The sequence below is a fragment of the Streptococcus sanguinis genome (assembly GCF_050225395.1).
Lineage (GTDB): Bacteria > Bacillota > Bacilli > Lactobacillales > Streptococcaceae > Streptococcus.
On record NZ_CP071431.1, the window covers coordinates 627291 to 646469 of the forward strand.

Below are 19179 nucleotides of genomic sequence, written 5' to 3' on the forward strand. Positions count from 1 at the left end.
ATCATACTCTTTTTTCATTTAAATTTCATCTATAAAATACAGAATAGTCTAGTTATTTCCAGAATTCCGAATATTTTTTTACCAAAATGGTATCTTCCTGTGATATTTTTAAAAAAAGTACAACTTTTTGAGCATTTTTTATTGACTTGTAGGCTGAAAGTGTTATACTAAATGAGTACCTTCATTGGTTTACCTCAAACCTGTTGTGATGTAAGTTAATGAAGCCTTAACCACGCTGTTTGCTGAGCTTGACTCCGGGCAGTGTGGCTATTTTTTTATCTAAAGAAAAATACTAGGAAAATATTCTTATTATGAAAAATCATATTGTTCTTTTTGAACCTCAGATTCCGCAGAATACTGGCAATATTGCCCGTACTTGCGCCGCGACTAATTCGCCGCTTCATATCATCAAGCCCATGGGCTTTCCCATTGATGATCGCAAGATGAAGCGGGCGGGGCTGGACTATTGGGATAAGCTGGACATCACCTATTATGAGAGTTTAGACGATTTTATGGAGCAGATTGATGGCCACCTTTATCTGATTTCTAAGTTTGCGGAGAAGGTCTATTCTGAGGAAAATTTTGCTGCAAAAGGTTCGCACTATTTTATGTTTGGTCGTGAGGACAAGGGATTGCCAGAGGAATTTATGCGTCGTCATCCAGAAAAGGCCCTGCGTATTCCCATGAATGACCAGCATGTCCGCAGCCTCAATGTTTCAAATACAGTTTGCATGATTGTCTATGAAGCCCTGCGTCAGCAGAATTTTGCTGGCTTAGATTTGGTACACGAGTATGAAGCGGACAAGCTGAAGTAGCGGAATGAATGTATCTAAGCAGTAAATTTTCCTGATTGATAGAATACTACTGTTGAAATATTTTTAATTACATCAATCAAATTGCTTGCTCTGGCAGGCTTTTTTTGTTATGATAATGATGTCTTCAGGGCAGGGTGAGATTCCCGACCGGCGGTAATTTTTGGCTTGGAAATGTTTTTTCTCAATGCCAAATCAAGTCCGCGAGCGCAAGCTGATGTGGTGAGATTCCACAACCGACAGTATAGTCTGGATGGGAGAAGACGAGAGGCAGTGAAGCATTCTTGCCGTTTAATCTTTATTTAAGGGCTGAGCCTTATACTAAATAATCATTAGCTGACAAGCCTTTTTTCAGTGGCCTTTCCGGCTTCTCTAATTTTTATAAATTGGAGGAACCTGTGATGACAAATACTCGTAAGTTGGCGATTGTAGCAGTTTTATCTGCTCTATCATTTCTACTCATGCTTTATGAGATTCCCTTGATAACCGAGTTTCTAAAGTTGGATTTTTCAATTATTCCGATTTTACTGGCTTTGGTAGTCTTGGATTTAAAAAGCTCTCTGGCAGTGCTCATGATTCGCTCTGTCTTAAAGCTGGCTTTGAATAATAATGGCGTAGGCACTCTAATCGGTCTACCCATGAATATACTGGCTGTAGCAGTCTTTGTTTGTGCTTTTTCCCTCTTGTGGAAAAAAAGGAAGAGCTTGTTTGACTATATAAAGGCTTCTTTGGTAGCAACGCTTGGTCTAACTGTTACAATGATTGTTGTAAATGTTATTTATGCAGTTCCTCTCTTTGCAAGGTTTGCAGGTTTTGATATTTATAAAACATACGGTCTTTCCAAGTATCTGCTGACCATGATTGTCCCTTTTAACCTATTAGAAGGAGTGATCTGGGCTGCTGTCTTTTGGCTAATTTACAAACTCTTACAGCCTGTCCTAAAACGCTATGAAAAATAAACAATCTTATCTAACAAAGGGCTCTTTCGCCCTTTTACTTTTCGTCATGCTAGGCTACATGGTCAAGTTTTATCCTGAGCAGCTGACCAGCTTTGACACCCCGATTCAGACCTGGTTGCGGGGAGACTTGCCTGCAGCTTTGACGACTTTTTTCAAACTAGTGACCAGTGTGATTGATCCGATGGGGATTATCATCTGGGTTTCGGCTCTTGTCCTGTTTTTCCTTTATAAAAAATGGAAGCTGGAAGCTGCCTTGCTAGCGGGAAATCTGGTCTTACATGGGATTTTGATTAAGCTGATTAAACTCGTTTACCAAAGAAGCCGGCCCAGTCTTTCGCATTTGGTCAAAGAGGGTGGTTACTCTTTTCCGAGCGGGCATGCCATGGCGACAGCCGTTGTTGTTGGGACCTTGATTATCATTGCCCAGCAACGAATTCAAAACCAAAAAATCAAGCGATTGGTACAAGGTTTGCTCTTGCTCTTTATCTTCATGATTATGGCTTCCAGAGTCTATCTGGGAGTGCACTACCCGACAGATGTAATCGGAGGAGCCTTGATGGGCTTTGCCATTCTCAATATCGAATTTCCCTTTTATGACAAGCTGCGCTTTCAGTGGCGTTTCAAGGGAAAGCAGAAATAGCGTTTACTTTGATAAGAATAATCAATAAGAACAGAGTTACAGAGTCGAAAAATCATTTATGGCATAATTCTTGAGTTTTAGAATTAAAACTTAGTTTTGGATTTACAGTTATCATACACTGGTCGTTAAAAAATGAGTTATAATTGAATTATTGAAAAACACCAAATGAACATGGTAAGTAGTTCATTTGGTGTTTTTTGAGTTTTAAGCATTTTGAATAATATCTTGAATAGATAGCTTGCAAAGTGATTTGAATTTTTTAGAAAAGACTTCAGGAGATTCTGGAATTGCTTGTGTAATCCATGACTTTATAATTGATAGAGTATAATTAACAAGTAATTCTTCAGTAAACTCTTTAGATAAACCCATTTTACTAGACAGTTGAATGTTTTGGCTAATCCAAGTCTTATATTGGTTCTTTAAAAAAAGTTCCCAATTAGGATCAGCTGCAGTTGAATAAAGATATTTTAGCCAGATTCTATTCTCAAAAATTAATGGTATTATTTCAGAAGCAAGGAAGTCAATAAAAAGAGCATTATCGGATCCATTTGAACCTGGTACAAAATCTAGCATTTTTGACATTATTCGTTCGTCAATGTCGTGATGAATAGCTTCAATTATTTCGTTAGGAGAGTTGAAATGATTTTTATAGATTGTTTGTCTTGCTATGCCTGCTTCTTCTGCAATCTCAGAAAAAGAAAAGTTAGATTTATCAGGATATTTTTCAGAAAGTCGAAAGAAAGCAGTGATAATATTTTCTCGCGTATCTTTGGTCATCGCTGTTATTCTCCTTGTCAGTCTATATGTAGCCTAGTACTTCTATTGTTATTATTAAAAAATAATTTTAATCTAAGTATAATTAATTAGATTCAATATTAACAAAAAAATTACAGTTTGTAAAAAATTTTCTAAATTGCATTTGATTATTCTGTAAAAACGAGATATTTTGGCTACATTTTGTAAATTTTTGGTACTGGAAGCAGTATAATGAAAATGTTATTATGTAACTTATATCATGTAAATTCAATTTAGAGGGGGAAATTATGAATTCTGTATTTAAAAATGACTTTACTAATTATTTTACAATTTGCAAGCATAAAAAAGACCATGTGGATACTTTATCTTCTCAGATAATTATCCTAAATATTATTACTGATATAGAACTGACTCTTTTAATTTTAAAAGAAAATGTTTCTGTTTATTTCCCAGATTTTGAAAATGATAGTGAAATAATGACTCACTTATATGATAAAAAATATAGTGATATTACTTTGGAAAATGCGGGAACAGAAATTTTATTTGATAATATTCTAAGATTGAGTGAAAAAATTGGGATACCTTGTGAAGTGCTAAACGATGTGCTTTTTACCGAAATTAAAGTGGATAAAGAGCTTGTACATAAAGTTGAAAAAAATAATGTAATGGTTTCAAAAAGCAAACGATTGCCAAATACAAATGTATTTTATCTGAGAGGTTTTTTTGATACAAAAGAAATTCAACTTGATCACAAGGCTGAAGATCATGTCGAATCAATTATTTTAACTGAAATTTGCCGACAAGCCTGTTTATCTACGTCTGCAGAAGCTTTGAGTGGTGAGGAGCATTTTATTCCTACTGAAGAAACAAAAGTTTATCAAAGTTTTGTAACTCAAAAGACTCCTTTGATTATTCAAGTTATTTCGGATAAAACAGCAAAGCATAAAGGATATTGTGTCTATGCTCTTTATCAAAATGGAAAATGTTGTCTAAAAGGGTATATGACTGGAAGAATCTTTAGGAATAGAAAGAGTTTTGAACATATGAGACATAGTCATGAATAAATTAGAAAATATATCTGTAAAAAAACTGTTAGTTCAACTAATTATTCCCTCATTAGTTACAGCAATAGTAAGTGGGTCTTATAATTTAGTTGATGGCATATTCATTGGACAGACCTTAGGGCTTGAGGGGAATTCCGCTAATACATATACATTTATGATATACGCTTTGGTCTATGCTTTTTCAGCTCTAGCAAGCGAAGGAACAGCATCCTTGTTGACAATCTCACTTGGCAAAAAGGATTACAAAAATGCCCGATTAATTTTAGATTCCTCTATCCAAGTTTCTTTAATTTTATCAATTCTACAGTCGATACTTTTATGGTTTTCTTTAGAAGGTTTATTGATTATTTTTGGGGCACCACAAGAACTGTATCATTATGTTAAAGAATTTTGCCTTACATTTCTTATTGGAGCGCCTATATATTTTGTCTCACACACTCTTTTGTACTGTTTGCGGGCTCAAGGTAAGATTAAAGAAGTTTTACATATCAATGCTATTTCATTTCTTGTGAATGCAGGGACTGGTGCAGTTCTAATTCTTGTATTTCATACTGGTTTTTTTGGATCAGCTTTATCTACAGTTCTGGCTAATCTTGCTGCACTTATCTTGACATTCAGAGAGTACACTGGAAAATATAACGATTTAAAAATAGATTTGAAGAGCTTATTATTTATTGATAAAAAGCTTATCAATAAAATTATTGCAATGGGGTTGCCATTCTTTCTCACAACTGTCATATCTGTGATATTACTGATATTATATAATAGGGTTGCTTTTGATTATGCTGGTACTTATGGTCTTGCTGCTTTATCTATAACTTCTTCAATCTATCGCTATATTATTTCTTTGATGAATGCTATTACAAATGGAGTTCAGCCTGTAATTAGTTTTAATTATGGTGCAAAAAATTATAGTAGAATAAAGCAATCACTTAGTCTTTCACTAATAATCAGCACAATTTTTTCTCTGTGCTTGTTCCTTGTAATTCAAATTTTTGCAGTGCAAATAGCTACACTTTTTAATTCAAGCGATCCGAAATTTATAAAGTTTTCTAGTACAGCCTTAAGACTTGTTATGATTTCGTTACCTGTACAAGGAATCATCAATATCGGAACTAACTATTTTCAATATATTTCTTTCTCGCGGATATCTACTTTTTTAGTTATTCTGAGACAGATTATTTTTCAAATACCTTTAGCATTATTTTTACCAATTTTGTTTGGAATAACTGGCCTATGGTCCTCTTATTTTATTTCAGATTTTTTGATACTTGTGATTATAATGTTTTGGCTAAAATTTATGATGACTAAATTAAGAAAAATTATGGAGGCATAAAATGACCTATATAGAGATGTGTAATTCTTTTAAACGATATAAATCAGGAGACAGCGAGATTGTCGCTAATAATAATATCAATTTCAAAATAGATAAAGGGGAGCTCGTTATTATTTTAGGAGCATCAGGAGCTGGTAAATCAACTGTTTTAAATATTTTAGGTGGCATGGACAGTAATGATGAAGGAAAGGTCATTATCGATGGAAATGATATTTCTGATTATAGTGCGAAAGAATTGACGAATTATCGAAGAAAGGATGTCGGCTTTGTTTTTCAGTTTTACAATCTAGTTCCTAATTTAACAGCTAAGGAAAACGTTGAACTTGCTTCAGAGATTGTTGAAGATTCTATGGATGCTGAAGAAGCTTTGAGGAGTGTGGGGTTAGAAAAAAGAATGAATAATTTTCCAGCTCAGTTATCAGGAGGAGAGCAACAAAGGGTTTCAATAGCTAGAGCAGTTGCAAAAAATCCTAAATTATTGTTATGTGATGAGCCGACAGGAGCATTAGATTACAAGACAGGTAAGCAAGTGCTAAAAATTTTACAGGATATGTCTCGATATAAGAATTCAACCGTGATCATTGTCACTCATAATTCTGCACTTACTCCTATTGCGGATAAAGTAATTTACATGCATGATGCAAAAATTAGTTCAGTAGAAATTAATGACAATCCTAAGGATATTGAATCAATAGAATATTAAGGAGTATGAAAAGTGAAAAAAACGACATTTTGGAAAGATATAAGGAAATCTTTTGCCTTATCCAAGGGACGATTCATTTCGATTATGTTGTTAATGTTTCTTGGTTCATTTGCATTAACCGGTTTAAAAGCTACACCGCCAGATATGGAAAGAACGGCTAGAGCATATTTGGATAAACAAAAAACGATGGATTTAGCAGTCATATCAAATGCTGGTTTAGATAAGAAAGATAAAGCTGAATTGGACAGTATAAAGGATGTAATTATTGAATACGGGTATATGGTTGATACTTCCATAAAAGATAGTAACAAGTCAATGAGAGTTTTTTCAGATAGTAAGGATATCTCTTTATATGACTTAGTTTCTGGGAAATTCCCTCAAAATAGTAAGGAAATTGCTTTATCATCGAATTTAAAAGTTCGTTATAAAGTGGGAGACAAAATTGAATTTAAAGAGGAAAAAAATTCAATTTTAAAGGGGGATGAATATGAAATTGTCGGTTTTGTTAATTCTGCAGAAATCTGGTCAACAACTAACTTAGGGAACACAACTGCTGGTGATGGGACTTTATCGGCTTATGGAGTTGTCAGTTCAGATTCATTTTCAAGTGATGTATATACAATTGCACGATTAAAGTATGATGAAACTGATAGAGTAAATCCTTATTCAGACAAATATTCAGAAATCATTCAGAAAAAACAGGAACAACTAGATGACTTGCTTTCTGATAATGGAGAGCAGAGATTAGTTGATATAAAAAAGACTCAGCAATCGTCAATCAATTCAAAAAAAGCTCAACTTGAAGAAGCAAAATCGAATTTAGCTAAAAAAAGAGAAGCAGTTGCGAATTTGCCAGAAACCCAGTTAAACGGGATTAATAAGGAATTTTCTGAGGCACAGGATAAAATTAATAAAGCTGAAGAAGATATAAAGAATGGTCAAAATAAAATTGATTCTTTAGAGGCACCTAGTTATAACACATATACGCGTACAACTTTTCCAGGGGGAGAAGGCTATAGAACTTATGAGTCAATAAAAAACAATATTGGTAATATAGGTAACCTTTTTCCTGTAGTTTTATACCTTGTTGCTGCACTAGTCACTTTTACTACGATGACTCGCTTCGTCAACGAAGAGCGGATCAATTCAGGGATATTGAAGGCACTCGGTTATTCAGATTTTGATGTTTTGAAAAAGTTTATTTGTTATGGAACAGTAGCTGGTTTTACCGGAACACTATTAGGAATCGCTTTAGGTCAGTATGTTTTACCTAGCATCGTGACCCGAACTGTTTCAAATACGATGATTATAGGTGGTCCAAAGCTTTATTTCTATTGCTCCTTTTCACTCTTGTCATTGATTTTTACTCTAATAAGCGCTGTTATGCCTACTTTTCTGGTGGCTAGAAAAGAGTTGAATGAAAATACTGCTCAATTATTGTTGCCCAAGCCTCCAGTGAGTGGTTCAAAGATTCTTTTGGAGAGGATTGGCTTTATTTGGAATGGTTTGAATTTTACTCAAAAGGTAACAGCTAGAAATATTTTTAGATATAAGCAAAGAATGATGATGACGGTGCTGGGTGTTACTGGTTCTGTTGCCTTACTTTTTGCAGGATTAGGGATTCAGTCTTCTATTGGTAAGGTTGTAAATAATCAATTCAAAGAAATAACTCGTTTTGATATATTAGCTGTTAAAAAAAATAATATTAGTCAAGATGAGCAAAAAGAAATTGATAATCTTTTGAAGTCTGAGAGAGTGAATGAATTTAAAGAAATACATTATAAAAGTATTAGCGAGAAAATTTCAGGTCAGATTGATAAGAAGTCAATCTCTGTTATAAGTAGTGATGGAAAGCTAGATTCTTTCATTACATTAAGAAATACTGAATCAGGTAAAGAGTTAAAACTTTCTAATAAGGGAGCTTTGATTTCCCAAAAGCTGGCTGATTATTATAATGTAAAGAAAGGAGAATATTTTAATTTTAAAGATAATGACGGGAAAAATTACAAAATAAAAGTGGCTAATATTGTTGAGATGAATGTTGGGCATTATATTTTTATGAGTAATGATTACTATCATAAAACTTTTGGTGAAATCGCAGAAAACAATGCATACTTGATTAACTTAAAAAATAAGTCTGCTTCAAACATTTCTAGTAGTTCTAAAATTTTCTTGGATAAATCAGGAATATCCGCGCTATCTCAAAACTCTGCTTTAGTTAAAACTGTTAGAACAGCAGTAAATTCTTTGGGGACTTCAATGACGGTCTTGGTAGTTGTTTCTGTATTGTTAGCCATTGTAATATTATATAATCTAACGAATATAAATGTGGCTGAACGAATTAGAGAATTATCTACTATAAAAGTCCTTGGGTTCTTTGATAAGGAAGTAACGATGTATATCTACAGAGAGACAATGATACTTTCTGCCATAGGAATCTTATTGGGAATAGTAGGAGGTTATTACTTACATAATGCGATTATTACGATGATGAGCAAAGATACTGTATATCCCAAAGTAGTTGAGTTAACTGTATACTTTATACCAGTGACGACTATAATCTTGATTTTATCTATTCTAGGTTTTGTGGTAAATTTTCGTTTAAAAAATGTAAACATGTTAGAAGCATTAAAATCTGTAGATTGATTATATTTTGTTTTATATATATTATTTGAGTATAATTATATCCCTTTTTTCTTTATGGAAGAAGGGATTTTTCGAGCCACTGCCGGATTTTGTGGTAGAATGGAATTTATAAAAACTTATAACCTCTTAAACTTTTATTATTGGAAGTTTTTAGAGGGTTAGCTAATCAATAAAGCTGTAGAAGTAAGTTTCGATTGCTTCTATCTTAGGAACAATCTTGCCATGAACTGGAGGGTAAGAAAGCTTTATATCTATAAGTGGAATGGAAGTTGCTCGGAAATGATATGAGTACATCATCAATGAAAGAGGCTTTATAATATAGCTTCTAAAACGAAGGATAGTGTTCCGGCCTTTCTGATCCACTTTGTAAAAAGGAGGGTCATTTCCGTTTTGAATCAAGAACTCATCGATGCTGTTTTGGCATTAGTAGATAGCATTCCCTCTGGGCGCGTGGCGACCTATGGCCAGCTTGCCCGTTTAATTGGTCGGCCAAAAAATGCCCGCTTGGTCGGAAAGATACTCAGTCAGACTGAGCTTTATGGCAGCAAACATCCTTGCCACCGGGTAGTTAATGCAGCAGGGCGCCTCGCACCTGGTTGGGAAGCCCAGAGGCACTTGCTCTGGGCGGAGGGAGTGGACTTGAAGGCCAATGGCTGTGTTGATTTGAAAGTCTATTTGTGGGAGCGGTGATTTCCTTCTTTCCTTGTGAAAGAGGGAATTTTTGTTTCTAAACTCTTTTTTGTGGTAGAATGAAAGGTATGAAATCTTACAATTCTTTGAATGATTATTATCGAAAACTTTTTGGTGAAAAAACTTTTAAGGTGCCCATTGATGCGGGTTTTGACTGTCCCAATCGGGATGGTACCGTGGCGCATGGAGGCTGTACGTTCTGTACCGTTTCGGGTTCAGGTGATGCCATTGTGGCGCCGGATGCGCCCATTCGCGAGCAGTTCTATAAGGAAATTGATTTTATGCACCGCAAGTGGCCGGATGTTCGCAAGTATCTGGTCTATTTCCAGAACTTTACCAATACCCATGAGAAGCTTGAAGTGATTCGCGAGCGTTATGAGCAAGCCATTAACGAGCCAGGTGTCGTTGGACTCAATATCGGAACTCGGCCGGACTGTTTGCCTGATGAGACCATTGCCTACTTGGCTGACCTGTCTGAGCGTATGCATGTGACTGTAGAGCTGGGCCTTCAGACTACCTATGAGGAGACCTCGGACCTCATCAATCGTGCCCATTCTTATGAGCTCTATGTGGAGACGGTCCAGCGAGTTCGTAAGCTGGCTCCCAAGGCGGAGATTGTCTCTCACTTGATCAATGGTCTGCCGGGGGAAACCCATGAGATGATGCTGGAGAATGTCCGTCGCTGTGTGACGGACAATGACATTCAGGGAATTAAACTTCACTTGCTTCACTTGATGACTAATACCCGTATGCAGCGGGATTATCACGAAGGGCGGCTGCAGCTGCTCAGTCAGGAGGAATATGTCTCCATCATATGTGACCAACTAGAGATTATCCCCGAGCATATCGTCATCCACCGAATCACAGGCGATGCTCCGCGAGATATGTTGATTGGCCCTATGTGGAGCCTCAATAAATGGGAAGTTCTCAATGCCATCGAGGCAGAAATGCGTCGTCGTGGCAGCAAGCAAGGCTGTAAAGCAAAGGAGCAGAGATTCGTATGTTAAGACCCTTACAGATGGCCCATGCCTTTTTGGCAGAAGTCGTGACCAAGGAAGATATCGTGGTGGATGCTACTATGGGCAACGGACATGACACCCTCTTTCTGGCTAAGTTGGCCAAGCAGGTCTATGCTTTTGACATTCAGGAGCAGGCTGTGGAAAAGACCCGCCAGCGCTTGGCAGAAGCTGGCTTGGACAATGCTCAGCTAATCTTGGCTGGCCATGAGACTCTGGACCAATACACAGACCATTTCAAGGCAGCTATTTTTAATCTTGGCTACTTGCCTTCGGCGGACAAGTCTGTCATTACCCGACCCGCTACGACGTTGGAAGCTCTGGGAAAAGTCTGTCAAGGCTTAGAAAAAGGCGGCCGTGCAGCGATCATGATTTACTACGGGCATGAAGGTGGCGAAGTTGAAAAAGATGCGGTGCTAGACTTCGTCAGTCAGCTGCCTCAGCAGGACTTTACTGTTGCCCTCTATAAGACTATCAATCAGATTAACAACCCGCCTTTCTTAGTCATGATTGAGAAATTGAGAGAAGGAACTTGAGATACAATAAGGATACAGAGAGAAAAGCCAGACAATAGGAGCTTTCAGTACTGTATCCTTGTTTTTTATCGTGAAAATCGAATAATTAGGTCTAAAAGAAAAGAATTAAGGTGTGTGTAAATTTAAAGTCTTATATTTTCTTACATAGAAGATATAAGACTTTTGACATTTTTCAGTTTATATGATAATCTATGACTGTAAAAATAAAAACGTCACAGAGTTTTTAGGAGGAAGTTATGGCTACTGCTTTTACTAGCGAAGAAAAAGAAGTTATTAGAAAGAAATTACATAAAGTTGCAAAGGAATGCCTTCAAAGATATGGGGTTAAGAAAACCACAGTTGACCAAATGGCAGCAATGGCAGATATCTCCAAAGGTTCTTTTTATAATTTTTATTCCTCAAAAGAAATGTTATTTTTTACAGTCTTAGAAGAATATCAAATAGATGTTATGAATCGCCTGACAGAACAATTAGGTATGGAAACCAAGATAGATACAAATCGTCTGGTACAGTTACTTTATGATTTTTATCAAGATTTTCGCTATTCATTTATGTATACCATATTCAAAAATCATGAAATGGAATTACTCGTAAGAAAATTGCCAAAAGAGGCGATAACAAATCATCATCTGATAGATGATAGGATGGTAAAAAAAATTGTATCCCGAATCAACATTAAAGAAAATGTATCGGTAGAAATCGTCTCTGCTTTATTTAGAACAATTGCTATGACTATTCTACACATCGAGGAAATCGGCGAAAAACAATTTGATACCACATTGAAGTTAGTCATACAAGGAATTGTGGAGCAAATTACTAAGGAGGATAGGTAATGGTGAAAGAAGCAATTAGAACCGCAAACCTTTCTAAAAGATATGGAACAAAAAATGTTGTCAACAACTTGAATCTATCAATAAAAAGTGGTGAAATAGTAGGTTTTTTAGGACTGAATGGTGCAGGGAAAACAACAACGATGAGAATGATGTTAGGATTGATAAAATCTACATCAGGAGCATGTTATATCCAAGGAAAAAAGTTAGATCTGAGTAATTTAGAACTTCGAAATGAAATAGGTTATATTATTGAGACGCCTTATTCTTATCCAGACTTAACTGTGAGAGAAAATTTAGAAATCGTTGGTAAATTAAGAGGGGTTAATAAAGATAATATTGACTGGGTAATTGAGAAATTAAAACTAAAGCAATATGAACATAAACAGGAGAAGCATCTTTCTTTAGGAAATGTTGCGCGTTTAGGAATTGCAAAAGCGATTATTCATAAACCTAAAATCCTAATTCTTGATGAGCCAACAAATGGATTAGACCCTTTTGGAGTTATTGAAGTGAGAGAGCTGTTAAAGGAATTGGCAAATAATCTAGGTACAACTGTTCTTATTTCAAGTCATAATCTGGAAGAAATATCTAAAATTGCTACTAGAATAGTCATTATACATGAGGGCAGACTTATAAGAGAAGTTGAAAGCAATGAATTAGAGCAGTACTTAGAAAAGAAGTTACTAGTAAGTGGCTCTAATAATAAGGCAATGAAAGAAGTATTATCTAACCATGGCTATCAGGTGAACATTCAATCAGACACAGAAAATAATATCGATTTCTTAGAACTAATTGATACAAAACCTGTGGAATATCCGGAAGAAATTGCTACATTGCTAGTTAATGCAGGTTATCCTCCCAAATCGCTGGCTGTTGAAAAAGAAGATTTAGAGCATTATTTCTTAAGAATACTGAATGAGTATAATAGAGGTGTTTCGAATGAAAAAGCTTAGTTCCTGTATTTTAATTGAATGGAGAAAGTTAATAAAATCAAAACTTTCCATCGTAACTGCTTGTTCTATCTGTTTAGTTCCTTTTATTGTTGGCTTGTTTGCAACTATGATGAAATATCCAGAGAATTTCAAAAATCTTGGTTTGATTTCTGCAAAAATGGAAACGATGAGGATAACAGACTGGTCGTCGTACTTAATGACCATATCACAAGTCATTTCTGTTGGGGGATTGCTCATTTTTGGATTTACAGCATCTTGGGTTTTTGGTAGAGAATATTCTGATAAAACGATGATTGACCTATTAGCACTCCCGATAAGAAGAGATACAATCGTATTATCCAAGTTTATCGTTATCGCTCTATGGAGCTATATTCTATCAATTTTTGCTCTTTTATTAGGATTATTAGCTGGCAATCTGATTGGACTTGAGGGTGGGAGCTTAATGGTGATTTTCAAAGGTATACTTACTTTTGTTTTTTGTACTACTCTTACGATCGTACTCTCTACTCCAGTGGCCTTTTTTGCTTGTTTAGGCCGGGGATATTGTCTCCATTGGCATTTATCATTTTTACTATTATTTTTTCTCAGCTTGGTTCTGCTCTTAACTTTGGGAAATACATTCCATGGGCGATTCCTGCACTCGCAAGTGGTATTGCAGGAAAAGCACTATTGAATTTTGGGAGCATTGTCAGTTTATTTGGTGTAAGTATTCTAGGTCTTATCGTAACAATAGCTTGGTGGAGGTATGCTGATTACGATTAAAATGAAGTGATGAAAATGATAATAACACAAAACTAAGTCTTATTCATTTCCATTCAAAACACCCCCTCCTGTTCAGATTGAAAAACAAGAGGGGTTATATTATGGCAATCGAAAGTTTTAGGTGAAAAAATATTATGTAAGTGCCGTTGGTCTAAATGAAAAGGTAGTTTCTAAATATACAGGCGATTGGGAAAAAATGACCTTACCTTTGATAAGTTAAGTGTCAAAGCGTTCTCAGATGGCAGTTTTAGAACAAGGTAAAATCCCGTTTTTACGGGCATTAGTCAAACGAACATAGCATTGCCCGAACGAAGTTCAGTAAACGTCTTTAGACATCGCTAGAGGGGAACGGCTTATAGCCGATGTACATGTCACCCGTTTTCACGGGTGGTTATGATTTTTCAAAATGAGCAAAAAAACAGTAAACCTTTGTGATTTACTGTTTCTCAAATTGTTATATTCAATTATACAAACTGGGATTTTTAGATTTTAACCCTTACGGAAAATAAAACGGGCTATTATCCTTAAGCATGTTCTATAATATTATAGTTTAATGCAGAGTGTAGCTATATAGTCATTTCCATAACGTGATAATCTATGTCTTTTGTCACACGATTCATAAAAATCTATCATAGCGAGACCATTTTTAAGTTGTCCTCTAATCTGAGTTTCTAAGGTATGGCTAAATTCATATCCATATTCTGGATTGATGGTTATCTTGCCTTCCTCTTCAAGCTCTTTTGAATTAAAAGGTATTGAAAACTTTAAAAGTAATTCCTCATCGGGTTTGTCCCATACGGTGTCAGCATCATACATGTATATCCAAGGGTTCATAAATCCGACCATTAATAGTCCACCCTTTTTCAATACTCGAGAAGCTTCTTTATACATGTTTTTTAAATCTTCTATATATACATTTGAAACTGGATTAAAAATAATATCAAAGGTTTCATTTTCAAATGGAAATGATTTTGTCATATCGCCTTGAACTGTGTTGATTTTTAAGCCTTCTCTTTTAGCAACCAACTCATCTCTTTGTAATTGTGATTTAGAAAAATCCATTATGGTGACATCATAACCTTTTATAGCAAAAACTGGCCCCTGCTGTCCACCACCACAAGCTAAACCTAATATCTTTTTTCCGTTTGCTTTTTCAAACCATTCTTTTGGAACTTTTTTCCCAACAGTTAATGCAACAGAAATTGGATGTTTTCTAACTTCTTCTAATTCTTCATGTGTCAATGGCTCAGTATAGTCATTTTTTACATTATTCCATCTATCTTCATTTAATTTTATATAATTGTTCATCTTATAATCTCCTCGTAATTTTATACTATTTCGATTTAAGTTGGATGTGTTGCCATTATATTTTTCTCACCTCTACAAATTTCTTATTTCTTGAACTATTTTAATCTTGCTTTAATTTTTAATTTTTATTTTATTTGAAACTTTAATTTGTTATGTTTCAAATACAGCACTTTTATAAATTTACAATCTCTTTTCATGTATCAATTTATGTTCTTTGCTGTTCATATAATCTTTATGTTTATGATTATGCTTTTCCTCTAATATAAAATGACTATGCTCATGTTCATGCGTGATAATATGAGTATGTGTTTTCCCATCATGCGTGTGAACAATTATGTGAGAATGACTATGACTGTGACGTTTAACCATTGTATCATATACAACAATTACGCAGCCGATTATCATAAAAACAAGACCAATGAAATATACCAAAGTAAGTTTTTCTCCATTTACTATAAATGCTAAAAAAGTTCCTACAAACGGAGCTACAGCATAATATGCACTAGTTTTTGTAGCACCTAAATCTCTTTGTGCTCTGATATACATAAAAATACTGAGCCCATATGCCACAAATCCAAGTAGCAAAGCAGCCATTATATATTTCATTTCAGGAATTCTTTCTCCCAAAATAAGGGCGACTATAAATGCACCGCTACCTGAGAAAAAACCTTTTAGTAAAACAATCTCATAAGTACTTTTATCTGAAATTTTTCTAGTGCAGTTATTTTCAAGTCCCCAACAGCAAGTTGCCAGTATAACAAACAATGAACCTAATGAAAACTTGAAACTTTCAGCCCCTTCAAATGAAAGAACTATACTTGATATTGTGATAAATCCAATAGCAATCCACAACTTTGATGTTACTTTCTCCTTAAATATCAAAAGAGCAATAATTGTTGTTGCTACAATTTCAAAGTTACCTAGCAGTGAAGCATTTGAGGCTGAACCAATATTTATGCCAATCATAAGGGATATAGGTGCCGCAATATCAAGGACAATCATTCCAACAGTATAAGGTAAATCTGCCTTATTTAACTTTTCATACTTTTCTTCGACTTTCCTATGAAACAAGTACATAATACCTACACCTGTTCCAGCTCCCAAATATAGAAAAGATGCCATCAATGTCGGTGGAATCTTATTTAAAAGCACTTTAGAAAATGGTGTATTTATTGCATAAAAAATAGCCGCAAGCAATGCTAAAATTACCGCTATAAATTTTCTGCTTTTATCCATATTTAATAAATCAACTCCTTTTAGATAAATTCTCAATTTGACGCACTGTAGATGATTCTCGCTTAGATGCTACATCTGAAATGCTGTTATCCAAAAACATATTGCAGCTATAAGTGAAATCGGAGTCATAACATATTTCTCTTTCTTACTTTTTGAAATCATGTTCATAATTGTATTCAAGGATAGATAAGCGGCAAAGAAGAAACAAATATATTTAGTAACCTTAAAAGGCAGCCACAAGGGAAGCAAACCTCCAGCTTGCAAAATAATGATCATGGCAAAAATTTGGATAGCCACCGAAATGACTGCCACAATTCTAAATTTCTTAGGTAAGATTTTATGTTGTCCACCCATTGTATATTCGCCCAAAGGCAGACCGCAAGCAACAAGAACTGTCATAATTGCTATAACTCCAAATAATACTGCACCTAATATTGAAAACATAAATCTCTATTCTCCCTTCGTAAAGTACAAAAAATTTTAATTACAAATTCAACTTTGTTTTACTTAGTATTCCTAAAAAATTATAAGAAATTCTTATCAAGTGTTCAAGTTTTATAGGTTTTTCTCAAGCTAGTCTGTTGATTTCCCTTTTCCTTTGTTCTTCCACCAATCGCTCAGGTCGACTAAGGATTGAGCGGCGGAAGGGATGAGAAGGAGGACATAGATATAGACATACTGGCTCTTGGTTTCCCAGAAGAAGTGGAAGAGGCCGCCCCCCAAGAGAAAGATGAAGGGATAGAGGTCAAAAGGCGTCAGCTTTTCCTCGGCGACGAAAAATTTATGTAGAATAAAGAAACAGGAGAGCAGATAGATGCTGGCTAGCAGGGTTAAGAGCAGGAAATTAACAATCTGATAACCTTTTCTTTCCTCATAAATGCTGCGCAGGATAGCTGGCTTCATGTATTGCTGGCGCTCAATCTGAGGCCCAGTCCAAATAGACTGAAAAGTCGGCTCAGTCCAGGTAGACTTGACCTTTTCGTAGAAGAATTTCAACGCATAAGCAGGATGCTTGCTGAAGTGAATCAGGATATCCTTCAAATCCCGAGTGGCCATTTCTGTAGCCAAATTTTCATCGTACTTATTGCGCTTGAGAATTTTGGTATTGTAGGCATCGTACCAGCCTCCCAAGGTCTGCCGATTAGGATCATCCCGCAGGCCCATGGTGATATAAGCGATTTTTGGTGTCCCGACACCTATCTTGCCTCCGATCAGCTGCTCATAGTAGGCCGTCAGACCCTTGTTTGAAAGAACGATGCCGGCTAAAATCAGGATGATAGTCAGTGGTTTCTTCCAAGACCATTTATAAAAAACGGACAGGAAGTAGACGCCGATCAGCATAATGGCAAAGATAATGTAGTTGTTGCGCAGGAGGCAGGCCAGACTGATGCTGGCAGCTCCCAGCAAGGCATAGAGCAGGTTTCCTTTCTGATCCAGCTTGATAAAAGCATAGAGACTGAGCAGACAGAAGAAGAGACCGGGAATGGTACCGTAGACAAAGAGGATGAAAAAGAGCTGTGGTAAAAAGAGAAAAGTCAGCAGAATCGTGTATTTCTGAATCATTTCTCTGGCATTGAGCAGGGCTGTAATCTTGTAGATCAAGAAATGACTGAGTAAAGTCCAGACGACATTCATGCTAAAGGCAAACTGAGTTGTTGGAGAAATAAAAGCATAAAGTCGCTCCAGAGTCATCAGTCCTAGCTGATGGGGATTGCGATACATGTAGCTTCCGACGGTCGTCAATGAGCTGTAATCTCCTCGGTTAAAGGCTAGGGCTGCATTGAAAACGTGCTTGGCGTCAGCTCGGATGCGGCCATCGTAGCCCGTTATCAGAAAAATCGCTGCTGCTATAAAGATGAGGGACAGAATCCAAAAAAGATGCTTGGTCTGAAGCTTTTCCAACAGGGGCCGGATTAAAAAGAGTATGAGGAGAAAGAACAGAAGGATAGGGTAAAAATACCAAGGATTACTGACGAATTGGACCCCTTCAGCAATCCTCAAAGGGATGTAAGTGTGGGACAGCAGAATCTGCCCAGACAGGAAAAGCAAGGCAATCGCAGTCATGGTCAGAATCAGGAAGTAGCCCAGGTTGAAGATGGTATTAGAAAATTGCTTCATGAGGACCTGACCTCCACCTTGACGAAATAGCGATCTTCTCCCAGCTCAATCAGCTCGACTGGCTGGGGATAAAATCGATCCATGACCTCTTTTTGAAAAATGTCTTCTTTAGGACCTTGGGCTATGATTTCACCTTCTTTTAGGAGCAGGACATGATCCATAGCAGCAGTGATTTCCTCTACATGGTGGGTGACATAGAGGATAGTTGGAGCCTGGTCCATCTGCGTAATCTTACCAATCTGATCCAGCAGGCGCTCGCGGGCAAAGAGATCCAGACCGCTGGTCGCTTCGTCTAAGATAAGCAATTCCGGCTTTTCCATGAGACTGCGGGCAATCAACAAGAGCTGCTTTTCCCCTTGAGACAGACTGATGTAGCTTCGGCCAATCAATTCTTGCCCGCCAATGGAAGCCAGCATTTCCCTAGCTTGGTTTAGCTCAGTTTGCCCGTAAGGAGCGTAGAGAATACTGCTTTTATACTTGCCTGTCAGGACGATTTCTTCAGATGTGAGGCGGCTGGGCAGACGCTCAGCAATGAAGGAGCCAACTACTCCAATCCTAGTTCGCAGCTGAGGAATGTCGCCGGCGCCAAATTCCGTACCCAGAACCGTTACCTTGCCCTGAGTCTTCCAATGCTTAGCCATGAGCAAGCGCAGAAGAGTAGACTTTCCAGAACCGTTGAGACCGAGGATGGCCCAATGTTCTCCCTTTTTCACTTGCCAGTTGAGATCTTTTAAGATGGTTCGTCCTTGTTTAGCCAAGCTTACATTTTCCAGTTCGATAATCTTTTCCATTTTTACTCTTTCTTTCGTTA

18 protein-coding genes, 1 pseudogene and 1 riboswitch are annotated in these 19179 nt (G+C 36.4%); of the genes and pseudogenes, 13 read left to right on the plus strand and 6 right to left on the minus strand.

Annotation, left to right across the window (positions count from 1 at the left end; genetic code table 11):
• The first annotated feature begins 311 nt into the window (after positions 1 to 311).
• From J1C81_RS03200 to J1C81_RS03210, 3 genes are all read left to right on the plus strand, one after another.
• Complete coding sequence (locus tag J1C81_RS03200; protein ID WP_002914554.1) at positions 312 to 815, plus strand: tRNA (cytidine(34)-2'-O)-methyltransferase; 504 nt, start codon at positions 312 to 314, stop codon at positions 813 to 815.
• A 116-nt stretch (positions 816 to 931) separates the two neighbouring features.
• A riboswitch (FMN riboswitch) is annotated at positions 932 to 1081 on the plus strand.
• A 132-nt stretch (positions 1082 to 1213) separates the two neighbouring features.
• Entirely contained in the window at positions 1214 to 1771 is a 558-nt protein-coding gene (locus tag J1C81_RS03205) for an ECF transporter S component (RefSeq protein ID WP_002914555.1), read from the plus strand.
• Entirely contained in the window at positions 1761 to 2411 is a 651-nt protein-coding gene (locus tag J1C81_RS03210) for a phosphatase PAP2 family protein (protein ID WP_002914556.1), read from the plus strand. The genes J1C81_RS03205 and J1C81_RS03210 overlap by 11 nt, the downstream gene beginning before the upstream one ends.
• A 204-nt stretch (positions 2412 to 2615) precedes the next feature.
• Here J1C81_RS03210 and J1C81_RS03215 read toward each other — a convergent pair whose 3' ends face one another.
• Positions 2616 to 3188: a TetR/AcrR family transcriptional regulator gene (locus J1C81_RS03215; protein WP_002913242.1), complete on the minus strand. Its 573-nt coding sequence runs from the start codon at positions 3186 to 3188 to the stop codon at positions 2616 to 2618.
• A gap of 266 nt (positions 3189 to 3454) precedes the next feature.
• Here J1C81_RS03215 and J1C81_RS03220 point away from each other — a divergent pair, with 266 nt between their 5' ends.
• From J1C81_RS03220 to J1C81_RS03265, 10 genes and pseudogenes are all read left to right on the plus strand, one after another.
• The gene (locus tag J1C81_RS03220; RefSeq protein ID WP_002914557.1) at positions 3455 to 4231 is read left to right on the plus strand and encodes an AfsA-related hotdog domain-containing protein; all 777 of its coding nucleotides are present in this window, start codon (positions 3455 to 3457) and stop codon (positions 4229 to 4231) included.
• The gene (locus tag J1C81_RS03225) at positions 4224 to 5567 is read left to right on the plus strand and encodes an MATE family efflux transporter (RefSeq protein WP_002905130.1); all 1344 of its coding nucleotides are present in this window, start codon (positions 4224 to 4226) and stop codon (positions 5565 to 5567) included. The genes J1C81_RS03220 and J1C81_RS03225 overlap by 8 nt, the downstream gene beginning before the upstream one ends.
• Before the next feature lies 1 nt (position 5568).
• Entirely contained in the window at positions 5569 to 6270 is a 702-nt protein-coding gene (locus tag J1C81_RS03230; protein ID WP_002905129.1) for an ABC transporter ATP-binding protein, read from the plus strand.
• 12 nt (positions 6271 to 6282) lie between these two features.
• The gene (locus J1C81_RS03235) at positions 6283 to 8916 is read left to right on the plus strand and encodes an FtsX-like permease family protein (RefSeq protein ID WP_002914558.1); all 2634 of its coding nucleotides are present in this window, start codon (positions 6283 to 6285) and stop codon (positions 8914 to 8916) included.
• A gap of 390 nt (positions 8917 to 9306) precedes the next feature.
• Positions 9307 to 9606, plus strand: coding sequence for an MGMT family protein (locus tag J1C81_RS03240; protein ID WP_002914560.1), 300 nt, complete (start codon positions 9307 to 9309; stop codon positions 9604 to 9606).
• A 59-nt stretch (positions 9607 to 9665) separates the two neighbouring features.
• On the plus strand, positions 9666 to 10613 hold the full coding sequence (locus J1C81_RS03245) for a TIGR01212 family radical SAM protein (RefSeq protein ID WP_002905125.1): 948 nt from the start codon (positions 9666 to 9668) through the stop codon (positions 10611 to 10613).
• Complete coding sequence (locus J1C81_RS03250) at positions 10607 to 11158, plus strand: tRNA (mnm(5)s(2)U34)-methyltransferase (protein WP_002914561.1); 552 nt, start codon at positions 10607 to 10609, stop codon at positions 11156 to 11158. The genes J1C81_RS03245 and J1C81_RS03250 overlap by 7 nt, the downstream gene beginning before the upstream one ends.
• A gap of 236 nt (positions 11159 to 11394) precedes the next feature.
• A complete protein-coding gene (locus tag J1C81_RS03255; RefSeq protein ID WP_002914563.1) occupies positions 11395 to 11991 on the plus strand; it encodes a TetR/AcrR family transcriptional regulator in 597 nt (198 codons plus the stop codon).
• On the plus strand, positions 11991 to 12944 hold the full coding sequence (locus J1C81_RS03260; RefSeq protein ID WP_002914564.1) for an ABC transporter ATP-binding protein: 954 nt from the start codon (positions 11991 to 11993) through the stop codon (positions 12942 to 12944). Before J1C81_RS03255 ends, J1C81_RS03260 begins: the two co-directional genes overlap by 1 nt.
• Positions 12931 to 13706, plus strand: a pseudogene (locus tag J1C81_RS03265) (ABC transporter permease). The gene J1C81_RS03260 and the pseudogene J1C81_RS03265 overlap by 14 nt, the downstream one beginning before the upstream one ends.
• A 543-nt stretch (positions 13707 to 14249) precedes the next feature.
• Here the strand turns inward: J1C81_RS03265 and J1C81_RS03270 are convergent.
• The 5 genes from J1C81_RS03270 to J1C81_RS03290 form a co-directional block, all read right to left on the minus strand.
• Positions 14250 to 15014: a class I SAM-dependent methyltransferase gene (locus J1C81_RS03270; RefSeq protein ID WP_002914566.1), complete on the minus strand. Its 765-nt coding sequence runs from the start codon at positions 15012 to 15014 to the stop codon at positions 14250 to 14252.
• A 180-nt stretch (positions 15015 to 15194) separates the two neighbouring features.
• On the minus strand, positions 15195 to 16250 hold the full coding sequence (locus J1C81_RS03275) for a DMT family transporter (RefSeq protein ID WP_002914567.1): 1056 nt from the start codon (positions 16248 to 16250) through the stop codon (positions 15195 to 15197).
• A 69-nt stretch (positions 16251 to 16319) separates the two neighbouring features.
• Positions 16320 to 16694: a hypothetical protein gene (locus tag J1C81_RS03280; RefSeq protein ID WP_002914568.1), complete on the minus strand. Its 375-nt coding sequence runs from the start codon at positions 16692 to 16694 to the stop codon at positions 16320 to 16322.
• Between the two features lie 129 nt (positions 16695 to 16823).
• Complete coding sequence (locus J1C81_RS03285) at positions 16824 to 18368, minus strand: hypothetical protein (RefSeq protein ID WP_002914570.1); 1545 nt, start codon at positions 18366 to 18368, stop codon at positions 16824 to 16826.
• On the minus strand, positions 18365 to 19159 hold the full coding sequence (locus tag J1C81_RS03290) for an ABC transporter ATP-binding protein (RefSeq protein WP_002914571.1): 795 nt from the start codon (positions 19157 to 19159) through the stop codon (positions 18365 to 18367). Before J1C81_RS03290 ends, J1C81_RS03285 begins: the two co-directional genes overlap by 4 nt.
• Positions 19160 to 19179: the final 20 nt, after the last annotated feature.

Bases quoted from the DNA above. Each gene is read 5' to 3' on its own strand.
- J1C81_RS03200 (WP_002914554.1), top strand. From the start codon at position 312: ATGAAAAATCATATTGTTCTTTTTGAACCTCAGATTCCGCAGAATACT.
- J1C81_RS03205 (WP_002914555.1), top strand. From the start codon at position 1,214: ATGACAAATACTCGTAAGTTGGCGATTGTAGCAGTTTTATCTGCTCTA.
- J1C81_RS03210 (WP_002914556.1), top strand. From the start codon at position 1,761: ATGAAAAATAAACAATCTTATCTAACAAAGGGCTCTTTCGCCCTTTTA.
- J1C81_RS03215 (WP_002913242.1), bottom strand. From the start codon at position 3,188: ATGACCAAAGATACGCGAGAAAATATTATCACTGCTTTCTTTCGACTT.
- J1C81_RS03220 (WP_002914557.1), top strand. From the start codon at position 3,455: ATGAATTCTGTATTTAAAAATGACTTTACTAATTATTTTACAATTTGC.
- J1C81_RS03225 (WP_002905130.1), top strand. From the start codon at position 4,224: ATGAATAAATTAGAAAATATATCTGTAAAAAAACTGTTAGTTCAACTA.
- J1C81_RS03230 (WP_002905129.1), top strand. From the start codon at position 5,569: ATGACCTATATAGAGATGTGTAATTCTTTTAAACGATATAAATCAGGA.
- J1C81_RS03245 (WP_002905125.1), top strand. From the start codon at position 9,666: ATGAAAGGTATGAAATCTTACAATTCTTTGAATGATTATTATCGAAAA.
- J1C81_RS03250 (WP_002914561.1), top strand. From the start codon at position 10,607: ATGTTAAGACCCTTACAGATGGCCCATGCCTTTTTGGCAGAAGTCGTG.
- J1C81_RS03255 (WP_002914563.1), top strand. From the start codon at position 11,395: ATGGCTACTGCTTTTACTAGCGAAGAAAAAGAAGTTATTAGAAAGAAA.
- J1C81_RS03260 (WP_002914564.1), top strand. From the start codon at position 11,991: ATGGTGAAAGAAGCAATTAGAACCGCAAACCTTTCTAAAAGATATGGA.
- J1C81_RS03270 (WP_002914566.1), bottom strand. From the start codon at position 15,014: ATGAACAATTATATAAAATTAAATGAAGATAGATGGAATAATGTAAAA.
- J1C81_RS03275 (WP_002914567.1), bottom strand. From the start codon at position 16,250: ATGGATAAAAGCAGAAAATTTATAGCGGTAATTTTAGCATTGCTTGCG.
- J1C81_RS03280 (WP_002914568.1), bottom strand. From the start codon at position 16,694: ATGTTTTCAATATTAGGTGCAGTATTATTTGGAGTTATAGCAATTATG.
- J1C81_RS03285 (WP_002914570.1), bottom strand. From the start codon at position 18,368: ATGAAGCAATTTTCTAATACCATCTTCAACCTGGGCTACTTCCTGATT.
- J1C81_RS03290 (WP_002914571.1), bottom strand. From the start codon at position 19,159: ATGGAAAAGATTATCGAACTGGAAAATGTAAGCTTGGCTAAACAAGGA.